The sequence below is a fragment of the Prosthecobacter sp. genome, from assembly GCF_044226605.1.
Taxonomy (GTDB): Bacteria; Verrucomicrobiota; Verrucomicrobiia; order Verrucomicrobiales; family Verrucomicrobiaceae; genus Prosthecobacter.
Map to the genome: position 1 here is coordinate 96,093 of NZ_JBGAGS010000016.1, position 26,599 is coordinate 122,691.

21 protein-coding genes are annotated in these 26,599 nt (G+C 62.0%); 14 read left to right on the plus strand and 7 right to left on the minus strand.

The window, feature by feature from the left end:
* Positions 1-27: 27 nt before the first annotated feature.
* The 10 genes from ACILSO_RS21830 (at position 28) to ACILSO_RS21875 (ending at position 12,191) form a co-directional block, all read left to right on the plus strand.
* Positions 28-357 (plus strand): pyrimidine/purine nucleoside phosphorylase, encoded by a 330-nt coding sequence (locus tag ACILSO_RS21830; RefSeq protein WP_395739582.1) that lies wholly within the window; start codon positions 28-30, stop codon positions 355-357.
* Positions 358-459: 102 nt separating this feature from the next.
* Positions 460-2,406 (plus strand): potassium transporter Kup, encoded by a 1,947-nt coding sequence (locus tag ACILSO_RS21835; protein WP_395739583.1) that lies wholly within the window; start codon positions 460-462, stop codon positions 2,404-2,406.
* A 184-nt stretch (positions 2,407-2,590) separates the two neighbouring features.
* Positions 2,591-2,674, plus strand: coding sequence for a K(+)-transporting ATPase subunit F (kdpF, locus tag ACILSO_RS21840; RefSeq protein ID WP_395739670.1), 84 nt, complete (start codon positions 2,591-2,593; stop codon positions 2,672-2,674).
* 15 nt (positions 2,675-2,689) lie between these two features.
* Positions 2,690-4,402 (plus strand): potassium-transporting ATPase subunit KdpA, encoded by a 1,713-nt coding sequence (gene kdpA, locus ACILSO_RS21845; protein ID WP_395739584.1) that lies wholly within the window; start codon positions 2,690-2,692, stop codon positions 4,400-4,402.
* An 18-nt stretch (positions 4,403-4,420) separates the two neighbouring features.
* Positions 4,421-6,442 carry a potassium-transporting ATPase subunit KdpB gene (kdpB, locus tag ACILSO_RS21850; RefSeq protein ID WP_395739585.1) on the plus strand — a complete coding sequence of 674 codons (2,022 nt, stop codon included), beginning with the start codon at positions 4,421-4,423 and terminating at the stop codon, positions 6,440-6,442.
* Positions 6,443-6,446: 4 nt separating this feature from the next.
* A complete protein-coding gene (kdpC, locus tag ACILSO_RS21855; RefSeq protein WP_395739586.1) occupies positions 6,447-7,031 on the plus strand; it encodes a K(+)-transporting ATPase subunit C in 585 nt (194 codons plus the stop codon).
* A 12-nt stretch (positions 7,032-7,043) separates the two neighbouring features.
* Positions 7,044-9,692, plus strand: coding sequence for a DUF4118 domain-containing protein (locus ACILSO_RS21860; RefSeq protein ID WP_395739587.1), 2,649 nt, complete (start codon positions 7,044-7,046; stop codon positions 9,690-9,692).
* Positions 9,689-10,351: a response regulator gene (locus ACILSO_RS21865; RefSeq protein ID WP_395739588.1), complete on the plus strand. Its 663-nt coding sequence runs from the start codon at positions 9,689-9,691 to the stop codon at positions 10,349-10,351. The genes ACILSO_RS21860 and ACILSO_RS21865 overlap by 4 nt, the downstream gene beginning before the upstream one ends.
* 80 nt (positions 10,352-10,431) lie before the next feature.
* The gene (locus ACILSO_RS21870; protein WP_395739589.1) at positions 10,432-11,529 is read left to right on the plus strand and encodes an ATP-binding protein; all 1,098 of its coding nucleotides are present in this window, start codon (positions 10,432-10,434) and stop codon (positions 11,527-11,529) included.
* Positions 11,526-12,191 (plus strand): response regulator transcription factor, encoded by a 666-nt coding sequence (locus tag ACILSO_RS21875; RefSeq protein ID WP_395739590.1) that lies wholly within the window; start codon positions 11,526-11,528, stop codon positions 12,189-12,191. The genes ACILSO_RS21870 and ACILSO_RS21875 overlap by 4 nt, the downstream gene beginning before the upstream one ends.
* A 1-nt stretch (position 12,192) precedes the next feature.
* On the opposite strand, the gene ACILSO_RS21880 is transcribed toward ACILSO_RS21875, so the two are convergent.
* Positions 12,193-14,319 (minus strand): redoxin domain-containing protein, encoded by a 2,127-nt coding sequence (locus ACILSO_RS21880; RefSeq protein ID WP_395739591.1) that lies wholly within the window; start codon positions 14,317-14,319, stop codon positions 12,193-12,195.
* A 199-nt stretch (positions 14,320-14,518) separates the two neighbouring features.
* On the opposite strand from ACILSO_RS21880, the gene ACILSO_RS21885 reads away from it, so the two are divergent.
* A complete protein-coding gene (locus ACILSO_RS21885) occupies positions 14,519-15,775 on the plus strand; it encodes an MFS transporter (RefSeq protein WP_395739592.1) in 1,257 nt (418 codons plus the stop codon).
* A 3-nt stretch (positions 15,776-15,778) separates the two neighbouring features.
* On the opposite strand, the gene ACILSO_RS21890 is transcribed toward ACILSO_RS21885, so the two are convergent.
* From ACILSO_RS21890 to lpxK, 4 genes are read right to left on the minus strand one after another with little or no spacing between them, the layout of a single operon-like run.
* Positions 15,779-16,894 (minus strand): cysteine desulfurase family protein, encoded by a 1,116-nt coding sequence (locus ACILSO_RS21890; RefSeq protein WP_395739593.1) that lies wholly within the window; start codon positions 16,892-16,894, stop codon positions 15,779-15,781.
* Positions 16,891-17,319, minus strand: a complete 429-nt coding sequence (locus ACILSO_RS21895) for a hypothetical protein (protein WP_395739594.1) — start codon at positions 17,317-17,319, stop codon at positions 16,891-16,893. Before ACILSO_RS21895 ends, ACILSO_RS21890 begins: the two co-directional genes overlap by 4 nt.
* Positions 17,316-18,140, minus strand: coding sequence for a formate dehydrogenase accessory sulfurtransferase FdhD (fdhD, locus tag ACILSO_RS21900; protein ID WP_395739595.1), 825 nt, complete (start codon positions 18,138-18,140; stop codon positions 17,316-17,318). Before fdhD ends, ACILSO_RS21895 begins: the two co-directional genes overlap by 4 nt.
* A complete protein-coding gene (gene lpxK, locus ACILSO_RS21905; RefSeq protein ID WP_395739596.1) occupies positions 18,140-19,462 on the minus strand; it encodes a tetraacyldisaccharide 4'-kinase in 1,323 nt (440 codons plus the stop codon). Before lpxK ends, fdhD begins: the two co-directional genes overlap by 1 nt.
* A gap of 26 nt (positions 19,463-19,488) precedes the next feature.
* On the opposite strand from lpxK, the gene ACILSO_RS21910 reads away from it, so the two are divergent.
* Positions 19,489-21,090, plus strand: a complete 1,602-nt coding sequence (locus tag ACILSO_RS21910) for a serine hydrolase (RefSeq protein ID WP_395739597.1) — start codon at positions 19,489-19,491, stop codon at positions 21,088-21,090.
* On the opposite strand, the gene ACILSO_RS21915 is transcribed toward ACILSO_RS21910, so the two are convergent.
* Positions 21,059-22,036 (minus strand): ArsR/SmtB family transcription factor, encoded by a 978-nt coding sequence (locus tag ACILSO_RS21915; protein ID WP_395739598.1) that lies wholly within the window; start codon positions 22,034-22,036, stop codon positions 21,059-21,061. The genes ACILSO_RS21910 and ACILSO_RS21915 overlap by 32 nt on opposite strands.
* 72 nt (positions 22,037-22,108) lie before the next feature.
* Positions 22,109-22,801: a hypothetical protein gene (locus ACILSO_RS21920; protein ID WP_395739599.1), complete on the minus strand. Its 693-nt coding sequence runs from the start codon at positions 22,799-22,801 to the stop codon at positions 22,109-22,111.
* Between the two features lie 166 nt (positions 22,802-22,967).
* On the opposite strand from ACILSO_RS21920, the gene ACILSO_RS21925 reads away from it, so the two are divergent.
* Together ACILSO_RS21925 and ACILSO_RS21930 are read left to right on the plus strand one after the other, a co-directional pair.
* On the plus strand, positions 22,968-23,669 hold the full coding sequence (locus tag ACILSO_RS21925; RefSeq protein ID WP_395739600.1) for a FadR/GntR family transcriptional regulator: 702 nt from the start codon (positions 22,968-22,970) through the stop codon (positions 23,667-23,669).
* Positions 23,666-26,599: a DUF1553 domain-containing protein gene (locus tag ACILSO_RS21930; RefSeq protein WP_395739601.1), complete on the plus strand. Its 2,934-nt coding sequence runs from the start codon at positions 23,666-23,668 to the stop codon at positions 26,597-26,599. The genes ACILSO_RS21925 and ACILSO_RS21930 overlap by 4 nt, the downstream gene beginning before the upstream one ends.

Genomic DNA, 26,599 nt, shown 5'->3' on the forward strand with positions numbered 1-26,599 from the left:
GAAAAACGCGCCTATCCCTCGCGCCTTATGTCAGCCATTCCCGCCGAATTCACCGGAGTCACCGCCGTCACCAAAGCCAACGTCTATTTTGACGGCAAAGTCGTCAGCCACAGCATCCTTTTTCCGGATGGCAGCAAGAAAACCCTCGGCCTGATCTACCCTGGCGACTTCCACTTCGGCACCGCCAAGGCCGAGCGCATGGAAATCGTGGCCGGTGACTGCGTGGTGAAGCTCGACGGCAGCGATGCCAAGACGAACTACACCGGCGGCCAGTATTTTGACGTGCCCGCCAACAGCGGCTTCGACATCAGCGTCGGCTCCGGCATCTGCGAATACATCTGTTCCTTCCTGGATTGATCCCGATTTGACGGGGACATCCCTCGTCTTCACACATTCTTAACTCCGCCTCCAGCGGCATTCACTGGAGGCGGGGCACAACCCGGAGAACATGCCGGCGTCATGAGCGACACGACAGACAAGCCCGGCCTTCACAAGCTTTCCACCACCACCCTCGTCATTGCGGCGCTGGGGGTGGTCTTTGGTGACATCGGCACCAGCCCGATCTACACCCTCAAAGAATGCTTCAGTCCGCACAGCCCGCACCATGTGGCTGCCACGCACGAAAACCTGCTTGGTGTGATCTCACTGGTGCTGTGGGCGCTGATCGTGCTCGTCTGCATCAAATACCTCGTCTTTGTGCTTCGCGCGGACAACAAGGGGGAGGGCGGCGTGCTCTCCCTCATGGCGCTGGCATCTCATGGCATGTCGGAGACATTGAAACGCCGCGCCGTGATCGTGCTGCTGGGTCTGTTTGGCGCGTCCCTGCTCTTTGGGGATGGCATCATCACCCCTGCCATTTCCGTACTTAGCGCCATCGAAGGCCTCAAAGACGGCGGCCTCCTCGGCATGCCGCCTGTGGATGCGGATGCCGCGCTTTTGTGGGATCAGCAGCGGGAGTGGCTCATCATGGGCATCACCATGGTGATTCTGGTGGCGCTCTTCGCAGTGCAGTTCCTGGGCACCGCAAAGATGGGCCGCTTTTTCGGCCCCATCACCGGGCTGTGGTTCATTTCACTCGCGGCGCTGGGGGCGTGGCATCTGGTGCAAAACCCGGAGATCCTCGCGGCCTTTAATCCGCTGCACGGCTGGCACTTTTTGATCAATGGAGGCCATAAGTCCTTTGTCATTCTTGGCAGCGTGTTTCTGGCCGTCACCGGTGGGGAGGCGCTCTATGCAGACATGGGCCATTTCGGCGCCGGACCCATCCGTCGTGCGTGGTTCATCCTCGTTTTGCCGGCGCTTGCGCTGAATTACCTCGGCCAGGGCGCCATGCTCATGCAGAAGCCGGAACTGGCACATGCGCCTTTCTTCCAGATGGCGCCGGGCTGGGCCACGCTGCCGATGGTGCTGCTGGCCACGGCTGCCACGGTCATCGCCTCGCAGGCGCTGATCACCGGCACCTATTCCCTCACGCTCAGCGCCGTGCAGCTGGGCTACCTGCCGCGCCTCAGCATTCGTCATACCTCCGAGCATGCCCAGGGCCAGATCTACATTCCGCTCGTGAACTGGCTCCTCATGGTGGCCTGCCTCACGCTGGTGCTGGCCTTCCGCAATTCGACGAATCTGGCCGCGGCCTATGGCGTGGCCGTGACGATGACCATGCTCATCACCACCTTCCTGTTCTACTTTGCCGCGCGCCATCTGTGGCAGTGGTCCGTGCTCAAGACCCTGCCGCTGTGCCTGCTGTTTGGCATGATCGAAATCGCCTTCCTCAGCGCCAACCTGGTAAAATTCTTCGATGGCGGCTGGTTCCCGCTCGCCGTCGGCGCAGTCATCTTCACGCTCATGACCACCTGGGCCACGGGCCGCCGGCTGGTGCGCGCCTCCATGGAAAAAAGCGCCCTCAGCCAGGAAACCCTGTGCGAGAGCCTGCGGCGCAGTCCGCCCGTCACCGTGCCTGGCACCGCCATCTTCATGTCCAGCACCCGGGGGCGCACGCCCATCGCCCTGCTTCACAGCCTGAAGCATTACCGCGCCATCCATGAGAGGGTCATTTTCATGACGCTGATCACCGAGGACGAGCCCTGGGTGCCGCCAGTCCGCCGCGTGGAGGTCGAAAAACTGTCCGACGGCTTCTGGCGCGTAACGGGGCGCTTTGGCTTCATGCAGAAACCGAACGTTCCGAAGCTTCTGCGCCAGTGTTCCAGCCAAGACCTCGAAGTCACGGCGGAGAAAGCCACTTTCTTCCTCGGGCGCGAGATCATCGTTCCCAGCCCGAAACCTGGCATGGTGAGATGGCGGGAGCACCTCTTTGCCTTTGCCAGCAAGCTGGCGCAGCAGCCTGCCACGTATTTCCAAATTCCCGTGGGCCGGGTGATCGAACTGGGGCAGCAGGTGGAGATTTAACGCTTTTTTGACGCATCAAGTCCTGCCTTTAACTGGGCAGGATGCGGGGAGCGGACATCTTGGTGATGGAACAACATCCATCACGCCATGAACGATCTCGTCTACCTCGGCATCACCGCGGCTTTCTTTGTGCTCTGCGGGCTCTACGCACGCGGCTGCGAAACCCTCTAGCCCTCCGCCCACCATGGAAACCATTCTCGTCGGGCTCATCGCCCTCGCCCTGCTCGCCTACCTGACGCTGGCGATGCTTCGTCCGGAAAAATTCTAACCCGCTGCTGTCATCATGCACTCCACCGACTGGCTGCAATTTGCCCTCTTCATCGGCCTCCTGGCCCTCATCACCAAGCCGCTAGGCCTCTACCTCGTGCAGGTGCTGGACGCCGACGGACGCACCTGGCTGGATCCAGTGCTCAAGCCTCTGGAAAAACTCAGCTACAAGCTGCTGGGCGTGGACCCGAAGCGCGAGCAGACCTGGCTGCAGTATACCTTTGCCATGCTGGCCTTCAGCCTTGTGGGAGTCGTCTTCACCTATGTGATTCTGCGCCTGCAGGACGTGCTGCCGCTCAATCCGCAGGGCTTTCCTGCGCTGAGTCATCACCTGGCCTTTAACACGGCCGTCAGCTTCACCACCAACACCAACTGGCAGAGCTATGGCGGCGAGGCCACCTTGTCCTACTTCTCCCAGATGGTGGGGCTGACCTTCCACAACTTCACCTCGGCAGCGGTGGGCATTGGCATCGCCGCCGCGCTGGTGCGTGGCATTTCCCGCAGTTCGGTGAAGACGCTGGGAAGCTTCTGGGCCGATCTGGTGCGCGTCACGTATTACCTCCTGCTGCCGCTTTGCGTGGTGTTTGCCATCTTCCTGGTCTCACAGGGCATGATCCAAAACTTTGACGCCTACACCAAGGCGAAAACGCTGGAAGGCGCTGAGCAGGTGATCGCGCAGGGGCCGGTGGCCTCGCAGGTGGCCATCAAGATGCTGGGCACCAATGGCGGTGGCTTCATGAATGCGAATGCTGCGCATCCTTTCGAAAACCCGACGCCGCTTTCCAACTTTGTGCAGATGCTGTCGATCTTTGCCATCGGCAGCGGCCTGACCTACTACCTCGGCCGCATGGTCAGGAACCAAGGGCACGGCTGGGCGGTGTGGGCCGCCATGATGGTCCTCTTTGTCGGCGGGGTGCTTGCATGCGCCCATTTTGAGGCGGCGGGAAATCCGATCCATCATCAGCTCGGAGTGGCTGCTGCAGATGGTAACATGGAGGGGAAAGAGGTGCGCTTTGGTGTTTTTAATTCCGCTCTCTTCGCCACCATCACCACCTCCGCCTCCTGCGGTGCGGTGAACTCCATGCATGACTCGTTCACCGCCATCGGCGGTCTGGTGCCGCTGTTCATGATCGAGCTGGGAGAGGTCGTGATTGGCGGTGTGGGCGCCGGATTGTACGGCATGCTCGTCTTTGTCATTCTCGCGGTTTTCATCGCCGGGCTTATGGTGGGTCGCACGCCGGAGTATCTGGGCAAGAAGATCCAGGCGAAGGAGGTGAAGCTGGCCATGCTGACGCTCCTGATCCTAACGCTCAGCATTTTGGGATTCACGGCCTGGGCCAGTGTGAGCGCCTGGGGTTTGGCGGGCCTGAACAATGCCGGCCCCCACGGCTTCAGCGAGATGCTCTATGCCTACAGCTCCGCCACGGGCAACAACGGCAGCGCCTTTGCGGGTCTCACTGCCAATACACCCTGGTATAACACCACACTCGGACTGGCCATGCTCATCGGCCGCTTCCTCATGATCGTGCCCATCATGGCCATTGCGGGATCGCTGGCGGGCAAGCAGGCCGTGCCGCCGAGCGCTGGCACATTCCCGGTCAATGGCGCAACGTTTACCGTGCTGCTGATCGGCACCGTGCTTCTCATCGGTGCGCTCAATTTCCTGCCTGCGCTCGCACTCGGCCCCATCGTCGAGCATTTCCTCACCGGGCAGGGCAGACTTTTCTAAACTTTCACCACCACGTCCATGTCACACAAACCCACATCTCTCTTTGAAGCTTCCATCCTTGTGCCCGCAGCCGGCGGGGCGCTGCAGAAGCTGGACCCGCGGCTGATGGTGAAGAATCCCGTCATGTTCGTCACCCTGGTGGGGGCGGTGCTCACCACCGTGAGCGTCTTCACCAGCAAGGCTGACCATGGCTTCATCATCCAGCTGTGCATCTGGCTGTGGTTCACCGTGCTGTTTGCCAACTACGCCGAGGCCGTGGCGGAAGGCCGCGGCAAGGCGCAGGCGGCGAGCCTGCGCGCGGCGCGCAAGGACACCATCGCCCGCAAGCTGAAGAACGGCGCAGAAATTCAGGTGCCAGCCCCTGCCTTGGAAAAGGGCGACCTCGTCGTCTGCGAGACAGGCGATGTCATTCCCGCCGACGGGGAAGTGATCGAAGGCATTGCCAGTGTGGACGAGGCCGCCATCACCGGCGAGTCCGCACCCGTCATTCGCGAAAGCGGCGGCGACCGCAGCGCCGTAACGGGTGGTACGCGGGTCATCAGCGACCGCATTGTCATCCGCATCACCTCGGAGAAAGGGAACACCTTCATCGACCGCATGATCTCAATGGTGGAAGGAGCAAAGCGCCAGAAAACGCCCAACGAGATTGCGCTCACGATCCTGCTCTCCGCCATGACGCTCATTTTCCTGCTCGTGTGCATCACGCTGCGTCCGTTTGGCATCTACTCGGCGGTGGAGTTTTCCACGCCGGTGCTGATCGCGCTGCTGGTGTGCCTGATCCCCACCACCATCGGCGGCCTGCTGAGCGCCATTGGCATCAGCGGCATTGACCGCCTCATCCGCCGCAATGTCATGGCCACATCGGGTCGTGCGGTGGAGGCTGCGGGAGACATCGATGTGCTGCTGCTGGACAAGACGGGCACCATCACCATCGGCAACCGGATGGCGTCTGATTTCCGCCCTGCGCCTGGCATCACGGAGCAGGAGCTTGCCGATGCCGCGCAGCTTGCTTCCCTGGCGGATGAAACGCCGGAAGGCCGCAGCATCGTGGTGCTGGCGAAGGAAAAATTTAACATTCGTGGACGCGAACTCGCCGCACCGCATGCCACCTTCATTCCCTTCACGGCGCAGACGCGCATGAGCGGCGTGGACCTGGACCACCGCAGCATTCGCAAAGGCGCGGCGGATTCCATCAAAACGCACATCGAAGGACTGGGCGGCATCTATCCGACGGAAGTTGCGAAGATCGTGGAGGCAGCGTCACGCGCCGGACGCACGCCGCTGGTGGTTTCCGAGGGCGGCAGGGTTCTTGGGGTGGTGGAGCTCAAAGACGTGGTGAAAGGCGGCATCAAGGAGCGCTTTGCGCAGCTGCGCAAAATGGGGATTCGCACGGTGATGATCACCGGGGACAATCCCATGACCGCCGCCGCCATTGCGGCGGAGGCAGGCGTGGACGATTTCATGGCGCAGGCCACGCCCGAGGACAAGCTTAAGCGCATCCGCGCCGAGCAGGCCGCAGGGCATCTGGTGGCCATGACCGGAGACGGCACCAATGATGCGCCTGCGCTGGCCCAGGCGGACGTGGGAGTGGCCATGAACACCGGCACGCAGGCCGCGCGCGAAGCCGGCAACATGGTGGATCTGGACAGCAATCCGACGAAGCTCATCGAGATCGTTGAGATCGGCAAGCAGCTGCTCATGACGCGCGGCTCGCTGACCACCTTCAGCATCGCGAACGACATTGCCAAATACTTCGCCATCATTCCAGCGATGCTCATGGCCACGTTTCCGGCGATCAGCCCGCTGAACGTCATGGGCCTTTCCAGCCCGCAGAGCGCCATCCTGAGCGCGGTCGTCTTCAATGCCCTGATCATCATTGCCCTCATCCCGCTGGCGCTGAAAGGTGTGCCCTATCGCCCCATGGGCGCCGCGGCCGTGCTGCAGCGCAACCTGCTCATTTACGGCCTGGGCGGAGTCATTGTTCCCTTCATCGGCATCAAGGCCATCGATGTCATCGTTGCCACCCTTCACCTCGCTTAGTCCCATGAAAGCTCTCGTCTCTGAACTTCGTCCCGCCATCTCCGCCACGCTGGTGCTCGCCGTGATCACCTGCGGTGTCTATCCCCTCGTTGTCACCGGCCTTTCGAAGGTGGCGTTTCAAGACAAAGCCGCCGGCAGCCTCATCACGGACAAGGACGGGGTCGTGCGCGGCTCCGCCCTGCTGGGGCAGAATTTTACGGCGGCGCAGTATTTCCAACCGCGCCCCAGTGCTGCTGGCGCCGGGTATGACGCCACCAGCTCAGGAGGCAGCAATCTCGGCCCGACCTCGCAGAAGCTGAATGACGCCGTGAAGGAGCGGGCTGCCGCCTATCGGGCCGCCAACGGTCTCGCTGCCAATGCCGAGGTGCCGGCCGATGCGGTCACGGCCTCAGGCAGCGGCCTGGACCCGCACATCAGCGTCAAAAATGCGGAGCTGCAGGCTTCGCGGGTGGCAAAGGCGCGCAATCTCAGCGTCGAGAAGGTGAAGGAGCTCGTGGCCGCGAGCACCGCCCGGCCTGATCTTGGCATCTTTGGGGAGGCAGGCGTGAATGTATTGAAGTTGAATCTCAGCCTGGATGCCGTGAAGTAACCGCCGCAGGCCATGAAAGACGACTACAGACCTGACCCTGATGCGCTGCTCGCGGAAATGCAGCGTGACGAGGCCCGGGTAAAGCAGGGCAGGCTGTTCATCTTTCTGGGCATGTGCCCGGGCGTGGGCAAAACCTACGCCATGCTGCAGGCGGCCCAGCAGCGTGTGAAGGAAGGCGTGGTGGTGCTGGCGGGCATTGTGGAGACGCATGGGCGGCATGAGACCGCCTCGCTGCTGGAGGGGCTGCGGGTCTTGCCGCGCAAGAAAGTCGAGCATCGCGGCTTCATGCTGGAGGAGTTCGACATCGATGCCGTTTTGCAGCAGCGGCCCGAGCTGGTGCTGGTGGACGAGCTGGCGCACACCAACGTGCCGGGCTCCCGCCATGCCAAGCGCTACCAGGATGTGCTGGAGCTGATCGACTCCGGTATCGACGTTTACACCACGCTCAATGTCCAGCACATCGAGAGCCAGGTGGACATTGTGCGGCAGATCAGCGGTGTGGTGATCACGGAGACCGTGCCGGATTCGATTCTCGACGTCGCGCATGAGATTCAGCTCATCGATCTCAGCGTGGAAAAGCTGCTGGAGCGCATGGCGGATGGGAAAGTCTATCTGGGCGAGCGAGCGAAACATGCCGTGAGCAACTTCTTCAAGGAAGGAAATCTCACTGCGCTGCGCGAGCTGGCGCTGCGTTTCACCGCGGAGCATGTGGACCGGGATCTGGAAGACATCCGCCGCGTGAAGCGCGTGAGCAGTCCATGGAAAACCAATGCACGCCTCATGGTGGGCGTGGGCCCGAGTCCTTATGCGGAAAGTCTCATCCGCTGGACCCGCCGCGCAGCCACCCGGCTGAACTGCCCGTGGATCGTCGCGTGGGTGGAGGGTTCGCGAGTTTTGTCATCCGTCGAGCAGGACCGCCTCACGCGTGCGCTAGGACTGGCGCGGAAACTGGGCGGGGAGGTCGTCTCCGTGACCGGGGAGAACATCTCCGAAGCGCTGCTGCAGGTGGCCCGTGAGCGGAATGTGTCGCAAATCGTGGTCGGCAAGCCGGAGAAGACAAGCCTGTGGTGCAAGTCGCTGGCGGACAGCCTCATCGCCGGCAGCGGTGACATTGATGTGTGTGTGGTCCGGCCCCTGGCCGCCGCTGACAAGGCGCGGAATCTGGCGCCGCTGCAGGACGCCATGCCCGAGTCGGTCATTGGCGAATACAGCTGGGCCGTCGTCACCATCTTTGCCATTGCGAGCGTGTGCTGGGGCCTGGTTTCCATCACCGGTTACATGTTTGTCGCGCTGGTGTTTCTGCTTGCCATCGTGCTTGCCGCGCTGCGCTTCAGCCGCGGACCGGTGCTGACGATGGCCACGCTGAGCGCCCTGTGCTGGAATTTTATTTTTATTCCTCCCATCTTCACCTTCCACATCAGCAAGCTGGAGGACTGGATCATGTTTGGCATGTTCTTCATCGTGGCGCTGAGCATGGGCAGCCTGACTTCGAGGCTGCGCATGCGCGAGGTCGCGGAGCGGCGGCGTGTGCGCCAGACGGACGCACTGCTGCGTGTGACGCAGAGCGCGGCGCTGGCGGCGGAGCCGGAGAAGGGGCTGGCGGAGGCCCTGCGCACGATCAACGAACTGCTGAGCGCCAGCACCGCGCTGATCGTGCGCGAGCAGGACCGCTCCCTGCCAAAGACAGCGCACAAGGCCAGCAACTTCCAACCTTCGGCGAAAGAATGGGGCGTGGTGGCATGGAGCTACGAGAACAAGCAGTGCGCGGGCCGCTACACCGACACGCTGCCGGAGTCTGCCGCGACCTGGTTTCCGCTGCAGACCGCCACGGCGACGATGGGCGTGCTGGGCGTGCAGTTTGAAGAGGCGGCCAGACTGGACTTCACCACACGGCAGATGATCGAGGCCTTTGCGCTGCAGATCGCGCTTGTTTTGGAAAAAGAACACTTCATCCAGGCCGTAAGCCATGCGGAAATGCTGTCGCAGTCGGAGAAGCTGCATCGTACGCTGCTGGACAGCGTCTCCCATGAACTGAAAACGCCCATCGCTGTCATCACGGCGGCGCTGGAAGGCATGAGCGGGCAGCGCAGCCCCTATCTCAACGAAATCACCACGGCCACGCAGCGGCTGCAGCGGGTGGTGGACAGCCTGCTGCAGATGACGCAGCTGGAATCCGAGGTGCTGAAGCCCAGCCTCGACTGGTGCGACGTGCGCGACGTCATCTCCGCCGCCGAGCATGCCGTGGGTGCGCCGCTCAGCAGCCATGAGGTGAGGCTGCATGTGGCTGGAGATTTCCCACTGCTGAAGCTCGACCACGCGCTGCTGACCCAGGCGGTGGCGAACATCCTGCACAATGCGGCCATTTACACCCCTGCGGGTGCTGTGATCGACATCAGCGCCACCTTGCGCGACGAGAAGCTGCGCATGGTGATCCGCGATCACGGCCCCGGTCTGCCCGAGGGGACCGAGCGCCGCGTGTTTGAAAAGTTTTATCGCGTGCACGGTTCGCCACCCGGCGGCACCGGCCTCGGGCTGGCCATCGCCCTTGGCTTCGTTCATGCACTGGGCGGGGACATCACCGCACGCAATCATCCCGCAGGAGGTGCGGAATTTGCGATCGAAATCGACCGAGTGGCCAGCTTCACCCCGCCTGCCAGATGACTGCGCTGATCATCGATGACGAAATCCAAATCCGCCGTCTGCTGCGCATGGCGCTGGAGACAAAAGGCTACACGGTGCGAGAGGCGGAAGCCGGGCAGACGGGGCTGCAGGAGGCGGTCTTTCTCAAGCCCGATGTCATCCTGCTGGATCTCGGCCTGCCTGACATCGACGGAGTCGAAGTTTTGAAACGCCTGCGCGAATGGAGCAGCGTGCCCGTGCTCATTCTCAGTGTGCGCGATCAGGAGGCCGTCAAACTCGCCGCCTTTGATGCAGGAGCTGACGACTACGTTTCCAAACCTTTCAGCACGGCTGAGCTCATCGCGCGGCTGGGCGCCATTCAGCGCCGCCAGGGGAGTGCTGAGGCGGCCAACCTCCAATGCGGCCCGCTGGTGCTTGATCCCGCGCATCATGAGGCAGCGCTCAACGGCCAGCCGCTCAAGCTCACGCCCACGGAGTATGCGCTGCTGGCGCAGCTGGTGCGGCATGCGGGCAAGGTCGTCACATTGAAGCAGCTGCTGCGCGCCGTGTGGGGGCCGCAGGCGGAGGAGCAGAGCCATTACCTGCGGGTGTATGCGAACCATCTGCGCAAAAAGCTGGAGGGATCCGCCTTGGAGATCAAGAACGAGCCGGGGATCGGCTACCGGCTGGAGGAGGCCTGAGCCCTGCTTTTACACTTTCTTAACGCCCTCCCTGCGCCTGTTTACTGGCGGGCGGACCTTTTGCAGCGCAAGGTGCTGGCATGGCAGACACCAAGAACCATGCCTCCCCGCCGGCTTCTTTGGCGGAGGTGGGACAGTACAGCGTGGGACTCACGCTGGTGTTTGTGCTGGCCTCCGCCTGCTGGGTGCTGCTGCCCTACACGGGGGATCTCTTTGCTGCACTGGTTTTTCTGATGGCCATCGTGCTCGCAGGCACGTGGTGGAACCGCGGGCCCGTGCTGCTGATGGCGGTGGTCAGCGCACTGGTGTGGAACTACTTCTTCATCCCGCCGCAGTTCACGCTGCACATCGACAAGCCGCAGGACATGGTGATGTTCAGCCTGTTTTTCGTCGTTGCACTGAGCATGGGGCACCTCATTACCAAGCTGCGCGCGCGCGAGGCGGCGCTGGCGCAGCAGCATGAGGAGCGTGAGCACCTGCTGGAGCTGAAGCACCGCGCCGAACTGCTGGCGGAGTCCGAGCGCCTGCACCGCACGCTGCTGGACAGCGTGGCGCATGAGCTGAAGACCCCCATCGCCATCATCCGCACCGCGCTGGACGGGCTGGGGCAGGGGAATGTGTATGCGGCGGAAATCGAGACTGCGAACCGCCGCCTGCAGCGCATCGTGGAGAATTTTTTGGAGATGACACGCGTGGAGTCCGAGGCGCTGGAGCCGCAGCCGGACTGGTGCGAGATCGGTGATGTGCTGCATGCCGCGACCACGCCGATCCAGCATGAACTGGCCGCACACAAGCTGCGCATCAGCGGTGCGGATGACATGCCGCTGCTGCGGCTGGACAGCCGGCTGGTGGCGCAGGTGCTTGGCAATGTGCTGCACAATGCGTCGCGTTATGCGCCTGCGGGCACGGACATTGAAATACACACCGCACTGGCCGATGGACGGCTGGAGCTCCGGGTGCGTGACCATGGCCCCGGGCTGCCGCTGGGATCGGAGGACCAGCTGTTTGAAAAATTCTACCGCGCGCCCGATTCGCCCGCAGGCGGCACAGGACTCGGGCTTGCCATCGCGCGGGGATTGATGCGGGCGATGAAGGGTGATATTGAAGCGCGCACTCATCCGGAAGGCGGGGCGGAATTCGTGCTTCACCTGCCGGTAAAAACCCGTGAAGCCACATGAGCAAGGCCCTCATCATTGATGACGAACAGCAGATGCGCCGTCTGCTGCGCATGGTGCTGGAGGCTCGGGGCTATGAAGTCTGCGAAGCGCCCGAAGGCCAGCTCGGGCTGCAGGAGGCCGCGTTTCACCGGCCCGATGTGGTGCTGCTGGATCTCGGGCTGCCCGGCATGAACGGCATCGAAGTACTGAAACGTCTGCGCGAGTGGAGCGATGTGCCGGTGCTCATCCTCAGCGTACGGGACCAGGAGGCTGTGAAGGTGGAAGCTCTGGAAAATGGTGCGGATGACTATGTGACGAAACCCTTTGGCACCGCGGAGCTGCTGGCGCGGCTGGCCGTCATTCAGCGCCGCCGTTTCACACGGCAGAGCGCGGAGATTGTCGCGGGCACCTTGAAGCTGGACCTGCTGCACCACGAGGCGACGCTCGACGATGAGCCGGTCAAGCTTACGCCCACCGAGTTTGCCCTGCTCAAGGTTCTTGCCGAGCACGCGGGGCGCATCGTCACGCAAAACCAGATCATGAAGCAGGTGTGGGCGGGGCAGACAAGCGATCCCAGCGAAGGCCTGCGCGTGCACATCAATCACCTGCGCAAAAAACTTGGCGAGGGCGGTCCGCGCATCGTGAACGAGCCGGGCATCGGCTATCGCCTGGAAGAGGCGTAAGTCATTGCGCGGGCTTCTTTTCGATCAGCGACAGCACCACCGAGGCTGGCACGGCTTCGTTCAAGGTCATGAGCGTGGGAGGCTGGGTCGGAGTGGGTTTGTCGGAAGGAGCCGCCGGACGGGGCTCGCCAAACAGGGGGCGGATGCGGGCCACATGGCCGGTCACATTTCCATATTCATCCAGGATGGCGGAGCCGCTGCTGCCTGGAGCCCAGTCGGCGCTGACGTCAATGCGCTGCAGCAGCGGGCTGCTGGCTTTGCTTGGGGTGCCTGGAGAGTGGAGGCGGTTCACCATGCCGGAGCTGAAATGTCCGACGATGTCCCGGGGATCGCTGAAGCAGTAGGCGGTGTCTCCCACCTGCACGTCATGGCTCAGGGCCAGCGGTTTTAGATCCTTTGTGGCGACGCGCAGAATGGCGGTGTCCGCGCTTTCCTCCGCGAAGAGCACGCCGCTGATATTCAGCACCTCCTTTTCTCCGCGCACCACCACGGGATATCCAGCCCCTGGCTTCATTCTGGCAGGAGGCGCGACCACGTGCTGAGCCGTGACCACCACATCTGGAGCGATGGCGTAGCCGCCCGCGATGCTGGTGTGCCAGCGGTCGCATTTGGAGCATTGATACACCCAGCCGACGCGCAGATGAGACTCCGCCGCGCGTTTGGCGATCTCACGTCCGCGCAGCAGCGTGGTGGCGGGAGGCGCAAGGTCCAGCGGGGCGGGCACGGGCTGTTTTAACTGGGAGAGGAAAGTCTTCGCGGAGATCAGCTTGCCATCAGCCGCCAGCTTTTCCACCACGGCCACCAGGGGATTCGTCGGCGCTTCTGCGGCGGAGGCTTTGGGAGCTTGCGGCGATTCACCCGTCGTGCTTGGCTTGACCTCCTTGCCCAGATTTGCCAGCGCCTTCTCCACGGTGCCACGCAGGTTCGCTCCGCGCAGATCGACGGAAGTCGCCACGATGTTGCCGGTATCGCCGTCGATCAGCCAGCAGGAGGGAATGCCGCGCACGCCATACTGTCTGACGATGCGACCCTGCCAGCCTTCGCCATCACAGACCTGAGGCCAGACCATGCCTTTGTCTTTCAGAAAGCCAGGGAGGGTCGAGACGGCATCCTCATTGTCCAGACTGATGCCGAGCACGGTGAAGCCTTTCGCGGCAAACTCCTCGTGAACTTTGATCACTCCCGGAAGCTCATGCAGGCAGGGACCACACCAGGTGGCCCAGAAGTCGAGCATCACCAGTTTGCCTTTGTAATCCTGTGGGAAGCGCACGTCCTTGCCATCGATGGTTTTGGCCTCAAAGCTCAGTGCCGGCCTGCCGATGAAAGACCCCTGCGCCTGACGCTGCTCGGCCACTCTGGCTGCCGCCTGCTTTTTTTCTCCCTCCTGCATCTGCGCCACGGTCTTGTCAGACTTCACCAGGTCAAAGCGGGAGCCGTCCGGGGCGAGATTTTTCACTTCATACACCGCGCCTTCCAGCAGGAGGGGCTTGCTGAGCAGAAAGCTCTCCGATCTCATGTCGAATCGTTTGTCCGCGTTCAAGTCGATGCCGAGCCTGGTACGTTCCGGTGTGAACTCGCCCGTGGTGGAGTCATCGCTCAGGTACGCGGACAGCTCTTTGCCGTCGAGGGAGATCTTGCCAGTACGGCCATAGTCACGGCGATAGAAGAGCGATCCCGGCCCCTTGGTGGTGGCGTTGCGATAAAAGTAGAGACCCATTTCCAGGGTGGAGCCGGGGTATTGGACCTGCACTTTGGCCCCTCCATGCCAGGCGATGCTTTCCTTTCCTCCTGAACTACGAACGAGGGGCTCCCATTTCGCCTCAGGGTCATTGGTCAGGTCGCCATCGCCATTCGCATCGATCCACAGGTGAGCCTCTTTTGGAGCGCGCTGGTCGAGGATGAGTCCCAGCAGCCTGCGCTTGCTTGCCGGCCCGGTTTCCAAAAGCGCATACTGGGGACTCACGAGCCCCTCCGGCATCTTGATGATCTGCGCCGGTTTTTCCTTCAGGAACGTGGCCGCCCTGGGGGAATGATAGCGGGTCTTGTTGTGAAAACCTTCGGACATCCAGTCCATGCGGACTTCATCCGCGAGAGCGGGGGCAAGTGGCAGCGCACAAAGGATCAGCATGAATGACTTCATAGCAGCAGGGGTTGGTGGGTTGGGGGGCGACTTCCACATAACGACCGGGAAGTTCTTTGAATTAGCCTTGAATGATTGTGTCTGTGACACGCAGCGGATTTGCATGGCGCATTTTGAGTCATGCATGGGTCAAGATGAAGCATGATTTCAGGCTTTTCGTGCAGGCCGCGCTGTGATTAATGGGCGGATGTCATCCTCCCTGAACGCCGCTCCCCCATCCACGCTCATGCGCCGTGCCTGGCTGATTGTAGGGCTGCTCTTTCCCGTGGCTTTGCTCAACTACCTGGACCGGCAGATGATCGCCTCGATGAAAGTGTCCGTGATGGGGGACATCAAGGACATCGGCACGGAGGAAAACTGGGGGCACATGCTCGCCTCCTTCAAATGGGTGTACGCCATCTGCAGTCCGATCGGCGGATACATCGCAGACCGCTTCAGCCGCAAGCTGACGATCTGCGGCAGCCTGTTTGTGTGGTCTCTCATCACCTGGCTGACCGGACATGTGAGCAGTTTTAATGAACTGTACTGGGCGCGCACGATGATGGGCGTGAGTGAGGCGTTTTATATACCGGCTGCGCTGGCCTTGATCGCAGATTATCACACGGGCGGGACGCGTTCGCGCGCCGTGGGTGTGCATCAGATGGGCATTTACTGTGGCGTGATCACGGGCGGCTTCGCGGGCTTTGTGGCAGACGCGCCGGACTTGGGCTGGCGCTTCATGTTCGACTTCACCGGACTGGCCGGCGTGCTTTATGCCATTCCGCTGCTGTTCCTGCTGCGCGATGTGCCGCGGCAGTCGGGCGAGCCGGAGACGGCAAGCTCTGGTGATGGTGGCGGCTCCTTCGGAGAGCTGATCGGTAACCGCAACTTTATCCTGCTGGTGCTTTACTTCACGCTGCCCGCCCTCGCCGCCTGGGTGGTGCGCGACTGGATGCCGGCGATTCTGCAAAAGTCCTTCAACATCAGCCAGGGCAAGGCCGGCGTGTCCGCGGCGCTCTACTGGCAGGGGGCGGCGCTGCTCTCCGCGATTCTCGGCGGCTGGCTGGCAGACCGCTGGATGCGCCGCAGCGAGCGCGGCCGCATCTACGTGAGCGCCATTGGCATGATGCTCATTGTGCCCGCCATGTTTGGCGTGGGGAATGCGCCTGCTCTGAACTCCTTTGGGCTGGCCATCGCGGCGCTGATTGTCTTTGGCGTGGGCTGGGGCTTCTTTGACTGCAACAACATGCCGATCCTGAGCCAGATCGTGAGGCCGCATCTGCGGGCCACGGGATATGGTCTCATGAACTTCGTCAGCATGATGTGCGGCGGTCTGGCCGACTGGGGCTTTGGCAAGATGAGCGACAGGCATGTGCCGCTGAATGTCATCTTCGGTGTCTTTGCGATGATTTGTGTGTTCTCGCTGGTAATCGTGCTTTTGATCCGGCCCAAGCCGGGAACGTGATGCTTACACCGTGCCTCGGCCTCCACGATTCAAGTCATCAAATACTTCTACAAACGCAGCCGCCAGTGCCTGCCAGTCTTCGGCGGTGGTCTCCCAGCCGCTGCTGATGCGCACGACGCGTTTCAGTTCCTCGGGACTCGCGCCCAGTGCAGTGACCACCACGGAGGAACCTTCTTTGCCTGAACTGCAGGCCGAACCGGTGGAGATGCTGAAACCACGGCGTGACAGGCGGGTGAGCCATTTCAGATTGTCATGCGCGGGCATGACCATTAGCACCGTGTTCCAGAGGCGGGGTGCGGATTCGCTGATGACACGCAGCGGGGCAAAGTGCGCGCGCATGGTTGAGACGAAATCATCGCGAAGCTGGCTCTGCACTTTGTCCAGATGGGATGTCATGGTTTCCAATGCAGTTACCATCGCTTCGATGGCCGGATAATTCTCCGTGCCTGCACGGCGTCCGTTTTCCTGCGGTCCGCCGCGGATGAAGCCGAGGCGGGAATCTTCTTTGGGAAGCACGAGGAAGCCGCAGCCTTTGGTGCCGCCGAATTTATGCGCACTGCCAGTGATGAAGTCGCACTCGCCAAGATGTGAGGAGTCGAGCTTGCCGAGCCACTGGGCGGCATCGGTGTGAAACAGCACGCCCTGCTCGCGGCAGATGGCGGCGATTTCGCGCCAGGGCTGCAAGGCGCCGCTTTCATTGTTCGCGGCCATCACGGAAACGAGTGCGGGATTCTCGGCGGCGATCAAGGTTTTCACGGTGTCGGGTTCCACCACCCCGTCCGCATTCACGGGGATTTCCACCACGCTGCGACTGCGGGCCGCTTCGCGAACACTGGGATGCTCAATGGCGGAGATCAAAACAACGGCCTCACGCGGCAGCGTGGCAAACAGGGCATTGTTTGACTCCGTGGCTCCCGAGGTGAACACGATGCGCTCTGCCTCTGCGCCGATCAATGAGCCCAGGCGTTCGCGAGCGGACTCCAGCTGCTGGCTTGCGATGCCTGCATCGCGGTAAAGGCTGGAAGGATTGTGCCAGTGCTTCTCGCTCGCCCGCAGCCATGCCTCGCGCGCGGTGGGATGCAGCGGTGTGGTGGCGTTGTGATCAAAGTAGCCGTTCATGCTGCGGGCCTGAAACGTGAAGGCAGGGGGATGTGATACAGCATCATCAGCAGGGCGAGGCCGATGTAGGGCAGCCACGCTTCGCCACGGCCCGTGGAGGAGATGCCATTGACGAAGCCTAGCACACCGATGCCTTCGCTCAGGGCAAAGAGGACGAAATTGCCCGCGACGAAGCGGCCGCGTCCCTGAGGATTGTCCAGGCTCAGGGTTCCTGCGGAAAATCCGCCGAGAAGCAGCGGGCGCAGGAGAAGGCTCAGGATGGTCGAACTGGCGGCGATGATGGCGAGGATGCCGCCGAATGAGCCGGACGGTGAAGCGGCCGGGCCGGGGGCAAAAGCCATCGAGCTCAGCATCGCGGCATAACCGCAGATGGAGGCACACAGAACGCCCCAAATGATAAAGACTGTCTGTTGAACTTTGTTCATGATGCAGTGCTTAATCGTTGTGGATGGGTGTAAACATTCATCGTCTCACCACGCAGAAAGCCGATGAGTGTCTGGCCGGCCTCACGGGCGAAATCGACGGCCAGACTGCTCGGTGCGGAAATGGCCGCCACGAGCGGGATGCCACCGGCGAGCGCCTTCTGAATGATTTCAAACGAGACGCGGCCGCTCACGAGCAGGATGTGGCGGTCCAGGGGCAGCAGGCCACGCTGCAAGGCGTAGCCCAGGATTTTGTCGAGTGCGTTGTGGCGGCCCACGTCTTCACGCAGCACGACGAGGTTGCCTTCCAGATCAAACAAGCCGCTGGCGTGGAGGCCGCCGGTTTTGGAAAAGGTTTCCTGTGCAGCACGCAGCTTGTCCGGGAGAGTGGCGATCAACTTCGGCGAGACCTGCCATTCACCCTTCACCGAGGGGAACTGCTGAAACACGCTTTCAATGCTCGTTTTGCCACACAAGCCGCAGCTGGAAGCGCTGAAGACATGGCGCGTGAGGGAGTCCCAGTTCACCACGGCGCCGCCGAGCAGCACATCGACGATGTTGCCATGCTCGTTGTTGGTGCTGGGGCATTGCGAGACTTCAAGGATGTCGCGCGGGCGCTGCACCACGCCCTCACTCACGAGAAATCCGGCGGCGAGTTCTTCATCATGCCCGGGTGTGCGCATCACCACGGCGACGGAGCGGCCTTCCACGCGGATCTCGAGCGGCTCCTCACGCGCGGTGACGTCGCTGACCTCGCTGCTGCCGCCGGATATGCTGACCTTGTGCAGGCGCACTTCGGCCATGGCTGGATGCTCCGTGTTCATCACGAAGCCTCCATGAAATCTGCCGGCAGCACTCCCGCAGGCACACGGCGCGGCTCGGCGATGAGGCGCACCATTTTGTCAAAGATGTCGCGGCCGCGGATGATCTCGATCTCCACGCGCATGAAGTAGAAGGGGATGTCCGCCACGGGCAGCTTGGGGAAGCGCACGAAATCTTTTTCCGTGGTGACCATGCAGTGCACGTCCCGCCGCACGCAGCGCTCGATGAACTGCTTGAGCTCGGGCCCGTGGAAGCGGTGATGATCCGCGAAACGGGCGATGACCTCCACTTTCGCGCCGAGCCTGCGCAGGCCGTTTTCAAAACTCTCGGGCACGGCGATGCCGGACAGCGCGCCCACGAATTTATCGCGCAATGAATCGATGGGGATGCGCTCGCCGGTGTGGATGTTTTCAAAATGCATGGCGCGGTGGCGGCACTCGATGATCTCGGCGGCACGGTTGTAGCGGCGGATCTGCTTGATCACGTCCTCGCTGTCGCCGTCGGATTTGGTGATGAAGATGTAGCTGGCGCGGCGAAGGCTGCGCGGAGGCTCGCGCAGGGTGCCGCGCGGCAGCAGGTGGCCGTTGTTGCCAAAGGCGGCGGTTTTGTCGATCAGTACGATGTCGTGGCGGTGCTTGAGCTTGAGGTATTGCAGGCCGTCATCGAGGACGAGCACATCGGCGCCGAAGCGCTGGATGGCATGCGCCCCGGCCTTCACGCGGTTTTTGTCCACCACGACGGGGATGCCCGGGCAGTTCTTGGCCAGCATGAAGGGTTCGTCTCCGGCATTGTGGGAGTCGAGCAGGATTTTTTCGCCATCGGACACGATGCGTGGCAGCGGCTGAGGCGGCTTGGGGATGAGGCCGAAACGCGCCGCCATTTTCTTTGAAAACGCCAGCTTCTTCTGACGCTTGCTCTTGTAGCCGCGACTGAGGATGCACACCCGGCGGCCACGCTCGTGCAGGGCCTTGGCCAGCATTTCCACCACCGGCGTCTTGCCGGTGCCGCCGACCGTGAGGTTTCCCACGCTGATGACCGGCACCCCCAGGTGGTGATCGTGAATGTAGCGGTGGCGGTACAAATACAGCCGCGTGCGCACCACGGCGGAGTAGATGCCGGACAGGCCACGGAAAACCACCCGCAGCAGCGAGGCACGGATGCCGCGGCGGTTGTTGATCACCACGTCGATGATGAAATTTTCGATGTCTTCCAGGGTGTCTTTCACGAGCGAGGCATTGGAGGCGGGAAAGCGCACCGCGTCAATGAGACGCCTTGCGGTTTGCAGCGGAGTTTTGTAGCCTCGCGGCCATGAAATGCTTTGCATCTGCGCTTCTGGTTCTCTCTGTTTTCGTGAGCTCTGTCCAAGCGCGCACCCTGGCTGAAGCGGCTGCGCAGGCGGCCAAGCCGCTCAAGGCCGGGTGCATCGTCACGGGAGAGCGCGTAGGAGCGGAGGTGAAGTTTGCCATGGCGGGCAAGGCACCTGAGGCCGGAGATGCAGCACCGGAGAAGATTGTTTTCGAAATCGGGTCCATCACCAAAGTCTTCACGGGGCTGCTGCTGGCGCAGGCGGTGGTGGAGAAAAAGGTCACGCTGGAGACCACGCTGGGCAGCCTGCTGGAAGGGCAGGTGAAGTTTGCTGACCCTCGCGTGGCGGCGATCACGCTGAAGCAACTGGCCACTCATACCAGCGGCCTGCCACGCATGCCTGAGAACGCCGCCGCAGGTGCCAAGGAGGAGGACCCCTATGCGGCCTATGATGAAAAGCTGCTGCTGAGCTGCCTCTCCGAGGCCAAACTGGATGGCGAAGGCCCCTTCACATGCAGCTACTCCAATCTCGGTGTGGGCCTGCTCGGCCACCTGCTTGGCAAGGTGTATGGCATGCCGTGGGAGCAGGCAGTGGTGGAAAAAATCTGCCGGCCGCTGGACCTGAACGACACCGCGGTACAGCCGGCTGCGGAACTGCCCGTGGCCAAACCCTATGACGGTGGCAAGGAGATGAAGTCCTGGCATTTTGAAGCCCTGGCAGGCTGTGGCGCCCTGCGCAGCACGGCGGCGGATCTGATGAAGCTGGGCGAAGCGATGCTGCACCCCGAGGCGACGCCATTGAAAGAGGCTTTTGCCATCGCGCTGCAGCCGCAGGCTGATGCTGGTGCCTATGGCGGGCAGATCGGTCTGTGTGTCTTCCTTGGCAAATTTGAAGGAGATGCGACGCTGCACCATGACGGCGGCACCTACGGCTACTGCTCCGCTCTGCAGGTGATTCCGGCCAGACGCATCGTGCGCGTGGTTTTGATCAACAATGCCAGTGTGCCAGGCTCGATGGTGATCGCGGGCACGTCAGACATCAAGCCGGTGGATCCGGCGGCGCAGAAGGAGATCAGCCTGCCGGAAGACATGCTGAAGCAGTATCCCGGGGTGTATGAACTCGACCGCGACTCGCGCTTCACGGTGCTGCTGCGCGAGGGGAAGCTGTATGTGAACCTGACCGGGCAGCCCTTTCTGCGCGGCTTTGCCAAGGCACCGGACCGCCTTTTCTACAAGGCCGTGGCGGCGGAAATCGCTTTCAATCGCAGCGAGGGCGAGGTGCGGTCACTGACGCTGTTTCAAAACGGCAACGAGATCACCGCCAAACGCAGCAGCGTGCCGCCGCCGGATTTCAAACTGCGCAGCGCCAAGGAACTGCAGCCTTACGCGGGCGACTACCGGCTGATGGGGCTGAAGCCTTTCACCATCAGCGTGAAGGCCAGCACCCTTTTTGCGCAACTGGAAGGCCAGCCTGCCATGCCGGTGTTTGAGACTGGGGCAGACCGGTTTGAATACGATGTGGTGAAGGCGGTGCTCGTTTTCACCCGAGACGACCAGCAGCAGATCAACGGCCTCACGCTTCTGCAGAACGGCATGACCGTGCCGGCTCCGCGCGTCAAGAGCCCGACCAGTGCCCCGAAGAAGTGAGACGGTTTTCCTTTTCGGCCAGCGCGAGGATCGTCTGGAAGTGCGGGCTTTTGCTTTCGCGGTGCACCACGCTTGTTTCGATTTTTTTAAAACCGGCGCGGGTGAGCATGTCATGCAGGTCGCTTTCAGAAAAGCCGAGCCACACGTCCGCGTACAGATCGCGCGCCTGCTCAAACTGGTGTTTCAAAAGGTCCAGCACCACGATGCGGCCACCGGGCCGCAGGATGGTCAAAGCACCCTTCAGCGCCTTTTCTGGATTCTGCGCATGGTGCAGAGCCTGGCTGAGAAAGACCAGATCCACGCTCAGCGGCGGGATGGGGGGCGACTCGATGTCGCCCAGGCGAAACTCCAGATTCGTGAAGCCGTGCTTCTGGGCCAGCTCCGCGCCATAGGCCACCATCTTCTCGCTGTTGTCCACGGCGATCACCTTCTTTGCCCGCTCGGCGAGCAGCTGGGAGAGCGTGCCCTCGCCAGCGCCGAGATCGGCGATGACCAGCGGCGGCATCAGCTTGAGCAAGGTCTCGCCCAGACCCTTCCACGAACGGCCGGGGATGTAGTGCCGGCCAAACTTGCCCGCCAGGGCATCGAAGTAGGCTTTAGCCGTCTGGGCCCGCTTGCGCAGCACGATCTGGAGCGCCTCCGTGTCCTTGGACACTTCGCGCAGTTCGGCTCCCGCGGCATCCAGGAGGGCGAGAAAATGCTCGTGCGTGGGCAGGTCTTTGGCGCCCGGTTTGTCCAGCTGGTAGAGCCGGTTCTTGCCGCTGCGGCGGTCCGCCACCAGACCGGCGGCCTTCAGTTTGGCCAGCTGCGCGGAAATATTGGACTGTGGCAGGGACAGCACCTCCTGCAGCTCCGCCACGCTGAGCTCCTCCTGCTTGAGGAGCAGCATAAGCCGTACCCGGGTGGGATCGGCGATCAGGCTGAGGGATTTAAGGATGGAGGCCAAAGTAAGACTCAACGTATCAACGCATCATGATACATCAATGCCAGAATTCCTCCGGCGGGGTAAGAGTCTCATTCAGAGCTTTGAAGCTGCCCAGATTCCCACTTTGCTCTGCTGGGCGCGCTGCCTCAGGGACTGGAGCTCCAGCGCGTAGTCATTGATGGACCGCGCATCTGCCGGCAGGCTGGAGGTGACACCCGCCACGCGAGCAAAGCCCTGCTGTACGAGAAGATCCGCGAGATAAACCGGCCTGCCGGGGCTCATCTCCACCAAAATCAGCGCGTAGTACCGGCTCAGGCCAGGAACCTCCTCCCAGCGGGTCATCACGGTGAATGGATGGTCCTTGAGCAACTGCGTCACGTACTGGGCGGCTCGCTGCCCTTCTTCAATGACGCGCTGGGTGCTCACCCCAAAGTAGCGCGCCTGATCCTGCACCCGCTGGGGGTGTGTCAGGGAGGTGTCCGCCGCATCGACAAAGTACAGCACAAAGATATGCTCGTCCTCCGTGTCGCTCACCTTGATGCGCAGCGTGTCCGCCTCATTGGCGCGGCTTTCGATGAGCCTGGCCCTGGGGAATATTTTAAACGGGGGCAGCGGCGCGGTCCCGGGGCCCCCGGTCATCTGGCCCGGCGGCACCTGGGCCACCGCCACTGGAAGCGCCTGCACCGGGCGCGGCCTGCTCTCTTTGAGCAGCACCGCCACGAGCACGATGATCAGCACCAGCACGCAGGTGATGGCCATGTTCAGCAGTGTGTCGCGAAATTGCATTCGGTTGGGGCGGAGGGTTTGCCAGCCTATTTTCCCGCGTTCAGGCGGGTGCTCAAGCATCAAGTGGCACGATCATGAGAATGGGGTGACGTGCTGTTTCGAAAAGGAAGCGGGAAAGAATGGCATGGATCGCTCGTAATTGGTATGACCTCCTACCAATTTTAGCATGACCATCACCCCGCTCAAATCCTCCGCATCTCTCGTCGAGCAGGTGTGCTCGCGCCTGGCGCGCCAGCTGCGCGATGAAGGTGAATCCGGCGATGGCAGGCTGCCGCCGGAGCGGCAGATGGCGGAGCGCCTGGGGGTGAGCCGCACCGTGCTGCGGGAGGCGACGAAACGCCTTGAGCTGCAGGGCCTGCTGGAAATCCGCCACGGCAGCGGCATCCGTGCCGTGAACCGGCTGCACAAGCCGCTGAGTGGTTCTCTTTCGATCCTGCTCCCTGAGATGCAAGAACGCTTGCGGCAGCTCAGCGAAGCCCGCGCCGCGATCGAGCCGGAGATTGCGCGGCAGGCCGCGCTGAAGGCGAAGGCCGCCGATGTGAAGCAGCTGCGCGGCATTCATGAGCGTCTGATCGCGGCTGAGGCGCATGATGAGGCCGTGGAAGCCGACATCGACTTTCACCGCACGCTGGCCCGCATCGCGGGGAATGAGATCCTGAAGCTCATGCTTGAGTCGCTTGCCGATCTCGGACGCGAGAGCCGACGTGTGACCATTGGCAATGTGGGCAGGCAGCGTGCCATCGACCATCATGCCGCGATTCTGAACGCGGTGGCTGCGCACGATGCAACCGCCGCCGCTAGGGCGATGAAGCACCATCTGGAGGAAGCGGCGCGCGATCTGGCCGCCAAGACAAAAACCAAACGATGAAACCTGTGCTCTTCATCTTTCTCGCCGCAGCTCCAGCTTTGGCCGTCGATTTTGACAAGGACATCCGCCCGCTGCTGCAGCAGCGCTGCGTGGAGTGCCATGGCGAAAAGAAGCAGAAGGGAGAACTGCGCCTGGATGCCAAAATCTTTGCCTTCAAAGGCGGACACGACGGCAAGGCCATCGTGGCGGGAGATGCGGGCAAGAGTTTGCTGTTTAAACGCATCACCTCTGGTGACGATGACGAGCGCATGCCGCCGAAAGGAGGACCGCTTTCATCCGCACAGATCACGCTCGTGCAGGAATGGATCGCCGCAGGAGCTGTGTGGCCTGAGAATGCGGCGGACAAAGCCGCTGCGGTGGATAAGCGGCTCCAGCATTGGTCGGTGCAGCCGGTGCGCGCGGTGAAAGGCGCCTCCATTGATTCGCTGATCAGAGCGAAACTTGCGGAGAAAAATCTTGCGATGTCGCCGCCTGCGGATCGGCGGACACTCATCCGCCGTCTGAGCTTTGATCTCACCGGCTTGCCGCCGTCGCCGGAGCGTGTGGAGCAGTTTGTCAAAGATGCCGACCCCAAGGCGTATGAGAAGCTGGTGGATGAACTCCTGCGCTCACCCGACTACGGCCAGCGCTGGGCGCGGCACTGGCTGGACATCGCTCATTACGCAGACACACACGGCTTTGAGCGCGATCAGCTCCGGCCCAATGCGTGGCGCTACCGCGACTACGTCATTGCAGCGCTCAATGATGACAAGCCTTACGACCAGTTCATCCGTGAACAGATCGCGGGAGATGTGATCGCTCCGCAGGATCCGCAGGCGGTCATTGCCACCGGATTTCTCGCCGCCGGTCCGTGGGACTATGTGGGGCATGTGGAAACCAAGAGCGACATGCTCAAGCGCGCCGCACGCGCGGGAGACCTCGATGACATGGTCACGCAGGTTATCACTTCGACCATGGGCATCACCATCAATTGCGCGCGCTGCCACGATCACAAGCTCGATCCTGTGAAGCAGGAGGAGTACTACCGCCTGTGGGCGGTGTTTGCAGGAGTGAAGCGCGGGGATCGCGAAGTGGATGAAGCGGAGGCAAAGCGCAACTCGGGTGAGAAAATACGGCTTACCCAGGAGCTTGCGGCCACGCGTGCTCACATCGCAAAACTGGCGGGCGACGGCCTCGACCTCGCTGGGATGGTGGGCGCCGGAGTGAAAGGCCGTGGGATCGACCTGCGCACCGGAAATCTCACCACTGCCAAGCTCGGCTACCATCGTGATATCCAAACCAACCGTCTGCAGCGCATTGAATGGCCTGCCGAGGTGAAAGACACGGATCGCTTCGTCTTGTCGGTTTTCGTGCCCGACGGCCGCAACCCGGTGCCGGTGTTTGCCAAGCAGGAGGTCACCGGACTTCCCGCCACCAGCGGCCACACCTGGGACGTGATTCGCAACGGCCCGCTCAATGCCCAGCGTAGCACCAAGATCGGCGGTGTGGATTATGCGGAGAAAGATCATTCCATCCTTGGCCTTCATGCCAACAGCGGCATCACCTTTGACCTGACCAAGATTCGCGAGAGCAGGGGCCTCGACGTCATGCATTTCACTGCGGCGCTCGGTTTCGGTGCGGACGCAGGTGCCGCGGCTTCACGTGCTGACTTCACCGTGTATGTGGATGCGGAGCGGAAGTTTCAAAAGCTCAAGATGCGCAAGGATGAGTTTACGCACCTAGACATCGCCATTCCTGCCAGCGCGAAAACTCTTAGCCTCATCGCCACGGACGGGGGCGATGGCATCGGCAGCGACCTGTTGTTCCTTGGCGATGCGCGGCTCGTGCCCGCAGTCGAGCACAGCAGACTTACTGCCGCTGAGCAGGAGCGGCTGAAAGGTCTGCGCGCTCAAGCTGTGAAGCTGGAGGCCGCGCTCAAGGCCCTGCCAGATCCGGCCAAAGTCTATGCCGTCACCAGCGATGCCGCACCGCCTGCCATCCAGGTGCAGCGGCGCGGCAATCCTGAAGATTTGCAGCAGGAGGTGCAGCCTGGGGCCTTCGCCTGGCCCAGGCACGCGAGCATGGATTTCGGCAGCAATGCAACGCCCGAAGGCCAGCGCCGCCGAATGCTGGCGGAGTGGATTACGCACGCTGATAATCCGCTGACACGTCGCGTGCTGGTGAACCGCCTGTGGCATCATCACTTCGGGCAGGGTCTCGTCACCACGCCGAGTGACTTTGGCCTCGGTGGTGACAGGCCATCACACCCCGAACTCCTCGACTGGCTGGCCGATGAATTCTTGCGCAGCGGCTGGTCCTTAAAACACATGCACAAGCTCACCGTCATGAGCGCCACGTATCAGCAGCAGTCCACTGCACAGAACGATGCCGCCCTGCGCCTTGATGCGCAGAACCGCCTGCTCTGGCGGCAGAACCCGCGGCGGCTCGATGCCGAGTCCGTGCACGATGCCGTGCTGAGCATCGCAGGCACCTTGAATTCCAAGATGGGTGGCCCTGGCTTTCGCGACTTTAATTTCACCGAGGCCTACGCGCCTGTGTACGAATATATCACGCCCGACAAGCCCGACCTTCTGAGGCGCAGCATCTACCGTTTCGTGGTACGCACCACGCCGCATCAGTTCATGTCCACGCTGGATTGTCCAGATCCCGCTAATCTCACCCCGGCCCGTGCGCAAACCACCACCGCGCTGCAGGCACTCACGCTGAGCAACAACGAGTTCATGCTGCAGCAGGCGGGCAGTCTGGTGACGCGAATTGAAAACGAAACGGACTCCCGCGAAGCCGCCATCCGCCGCGCGTTCCTGCTCTGTCTGCAGAGGGAACCCAAAACGGAAGAGCTTCATGCGGCAGTCCACCTCGTCGCGGAGCAAAACCTCTTTGCGCTGTGCCGCATGCTGCTGAACACGAACGAGTTTGTTTACATCGACTAG

Coding starts and splice junctions, on each gene's coding strand:
- kdpB (WP_395739585.1), top strand. CDS start 4,421: ATGTCACACAAACCCACATCTCTCTTTGAAGCTTCCATCCTTGTGCCC.
- ACILSO_RS21925 (WP_395739600.1), top strand. CDS start 22,968: ATGACCATCACCCCGCTCAAATCCTCCGCATCTCTCGTCGAGCAGGTG.
- ACILSO_RS21830 (WP_395739582.1), top strand. CDS start 28: ATGTCAGCCATTCCCGCCGAATTCACCGGAGTCACCGCCGTCACCAAA.
- ACILSO_RS21880 (WP_395739591.1), bottom strand. CDS start 14,319: ATGCTGATCCTTTGTGCGCTGCCACTTGCCCCCGCTCTCGCGGATGAA.
- ACILSO_RS21920 (WP_395739599.1), bottom strand. CDS start 22,801: ATGCAATTTCGCGACACACTGCTGAACATGGCCATCACCTGCGTGCTG.
- ACILSO_RS21865 (WP_395739588.1), top strand. CDS start 9,689: ATGACTGCGCTGATCATCGATGACGAAATCCAAATCCGCCGTCTGCTG.
- kdpF (WP_395739670.1), top strand. CDS start 2,591: ATGGAAACCATTCTCGTCGGGCTCATCGCCCTCGCCCTGCTCGCCTAC.
- ACILSO_RS21860 (WP_395739587.1), top strand. CDS start 7,044: ATGAAAGACGACTACAGACCTGACCCTGATGCGCTGCTCGCGGAAATG.
- ACILSO_RS21870 (WP_395739589.1), top strand. CDS start 10,432: ATGGCAGACACCAAGAACCATGCCTCCCCGCCGGCTTCTTTGGCGGAG.
- ACILSO_RS21835 (WP_395739583.1), top strand. CDS start 460: ATGAGCGACACGACAGACAAGCCCGGCCTTCACAAGCTTTCCACCACC.
- ACILSO_RS21895 (WP_395739594.1), bottom strand. CDS start 17,319: ATGAACAAAGTTCAACAGACAGTCTTTATCATTTGGGGCGTTCTGTGT.
- ACILSO_RS21930 (WP_395739601.1), top strand. CDS start 23,666: ATGAAACCTGTGCTCTTCATCTTTCTCGCCGCAGCTCCAGCTTTGGCC.
- ACILSO_RS21885 (WP_395739592.1), top strand. CDS start 14,519: ATGTCATCCTCCCTGAACGCCGCTCCCCCATCCACGCTCATGCGCCGT.
- fdhD (WP_395739595.1), bottom strand. CDS start 18,140: ATGAACACGGAGCATCCAGCCATGGCCGAAGTGCGCCTGCACAAGGTC.
- ACILSO_RS21890 (WP_395739593.1), bottom strand. CDS start 16,894: ATGAACGGCTACTTTGATCACAACGCCACCACACCGCTGCATCCCACC.
- ACILSO_RS21875 (WP_395739590.1), top strand. CDS start 11,526: ATGAGCAAGGCCCTCATCATTGATGACGAACAGCAGATGCGCCGTCTG.
- kdpC (WP_395739586.1), top strand. CDS start 6,447: ATGAAAGCTCTCGTCTCTGAACTTCGTCCCGCCATCTCCGCCACGCTG.
- lpxK (WP_395739596.1), bottom strand. CDS start 19,462: ATGCAAAGCATTTCATGGCCGCGAGGCTACAAAACTCCGCTGCAAACC.
- kdpA (WP_395739584.1), top strand. CDS start 2,690: ATGCACTCCACCGACTGGCTGCAATTTGCCCTCTTCATCGGCCTCCTG.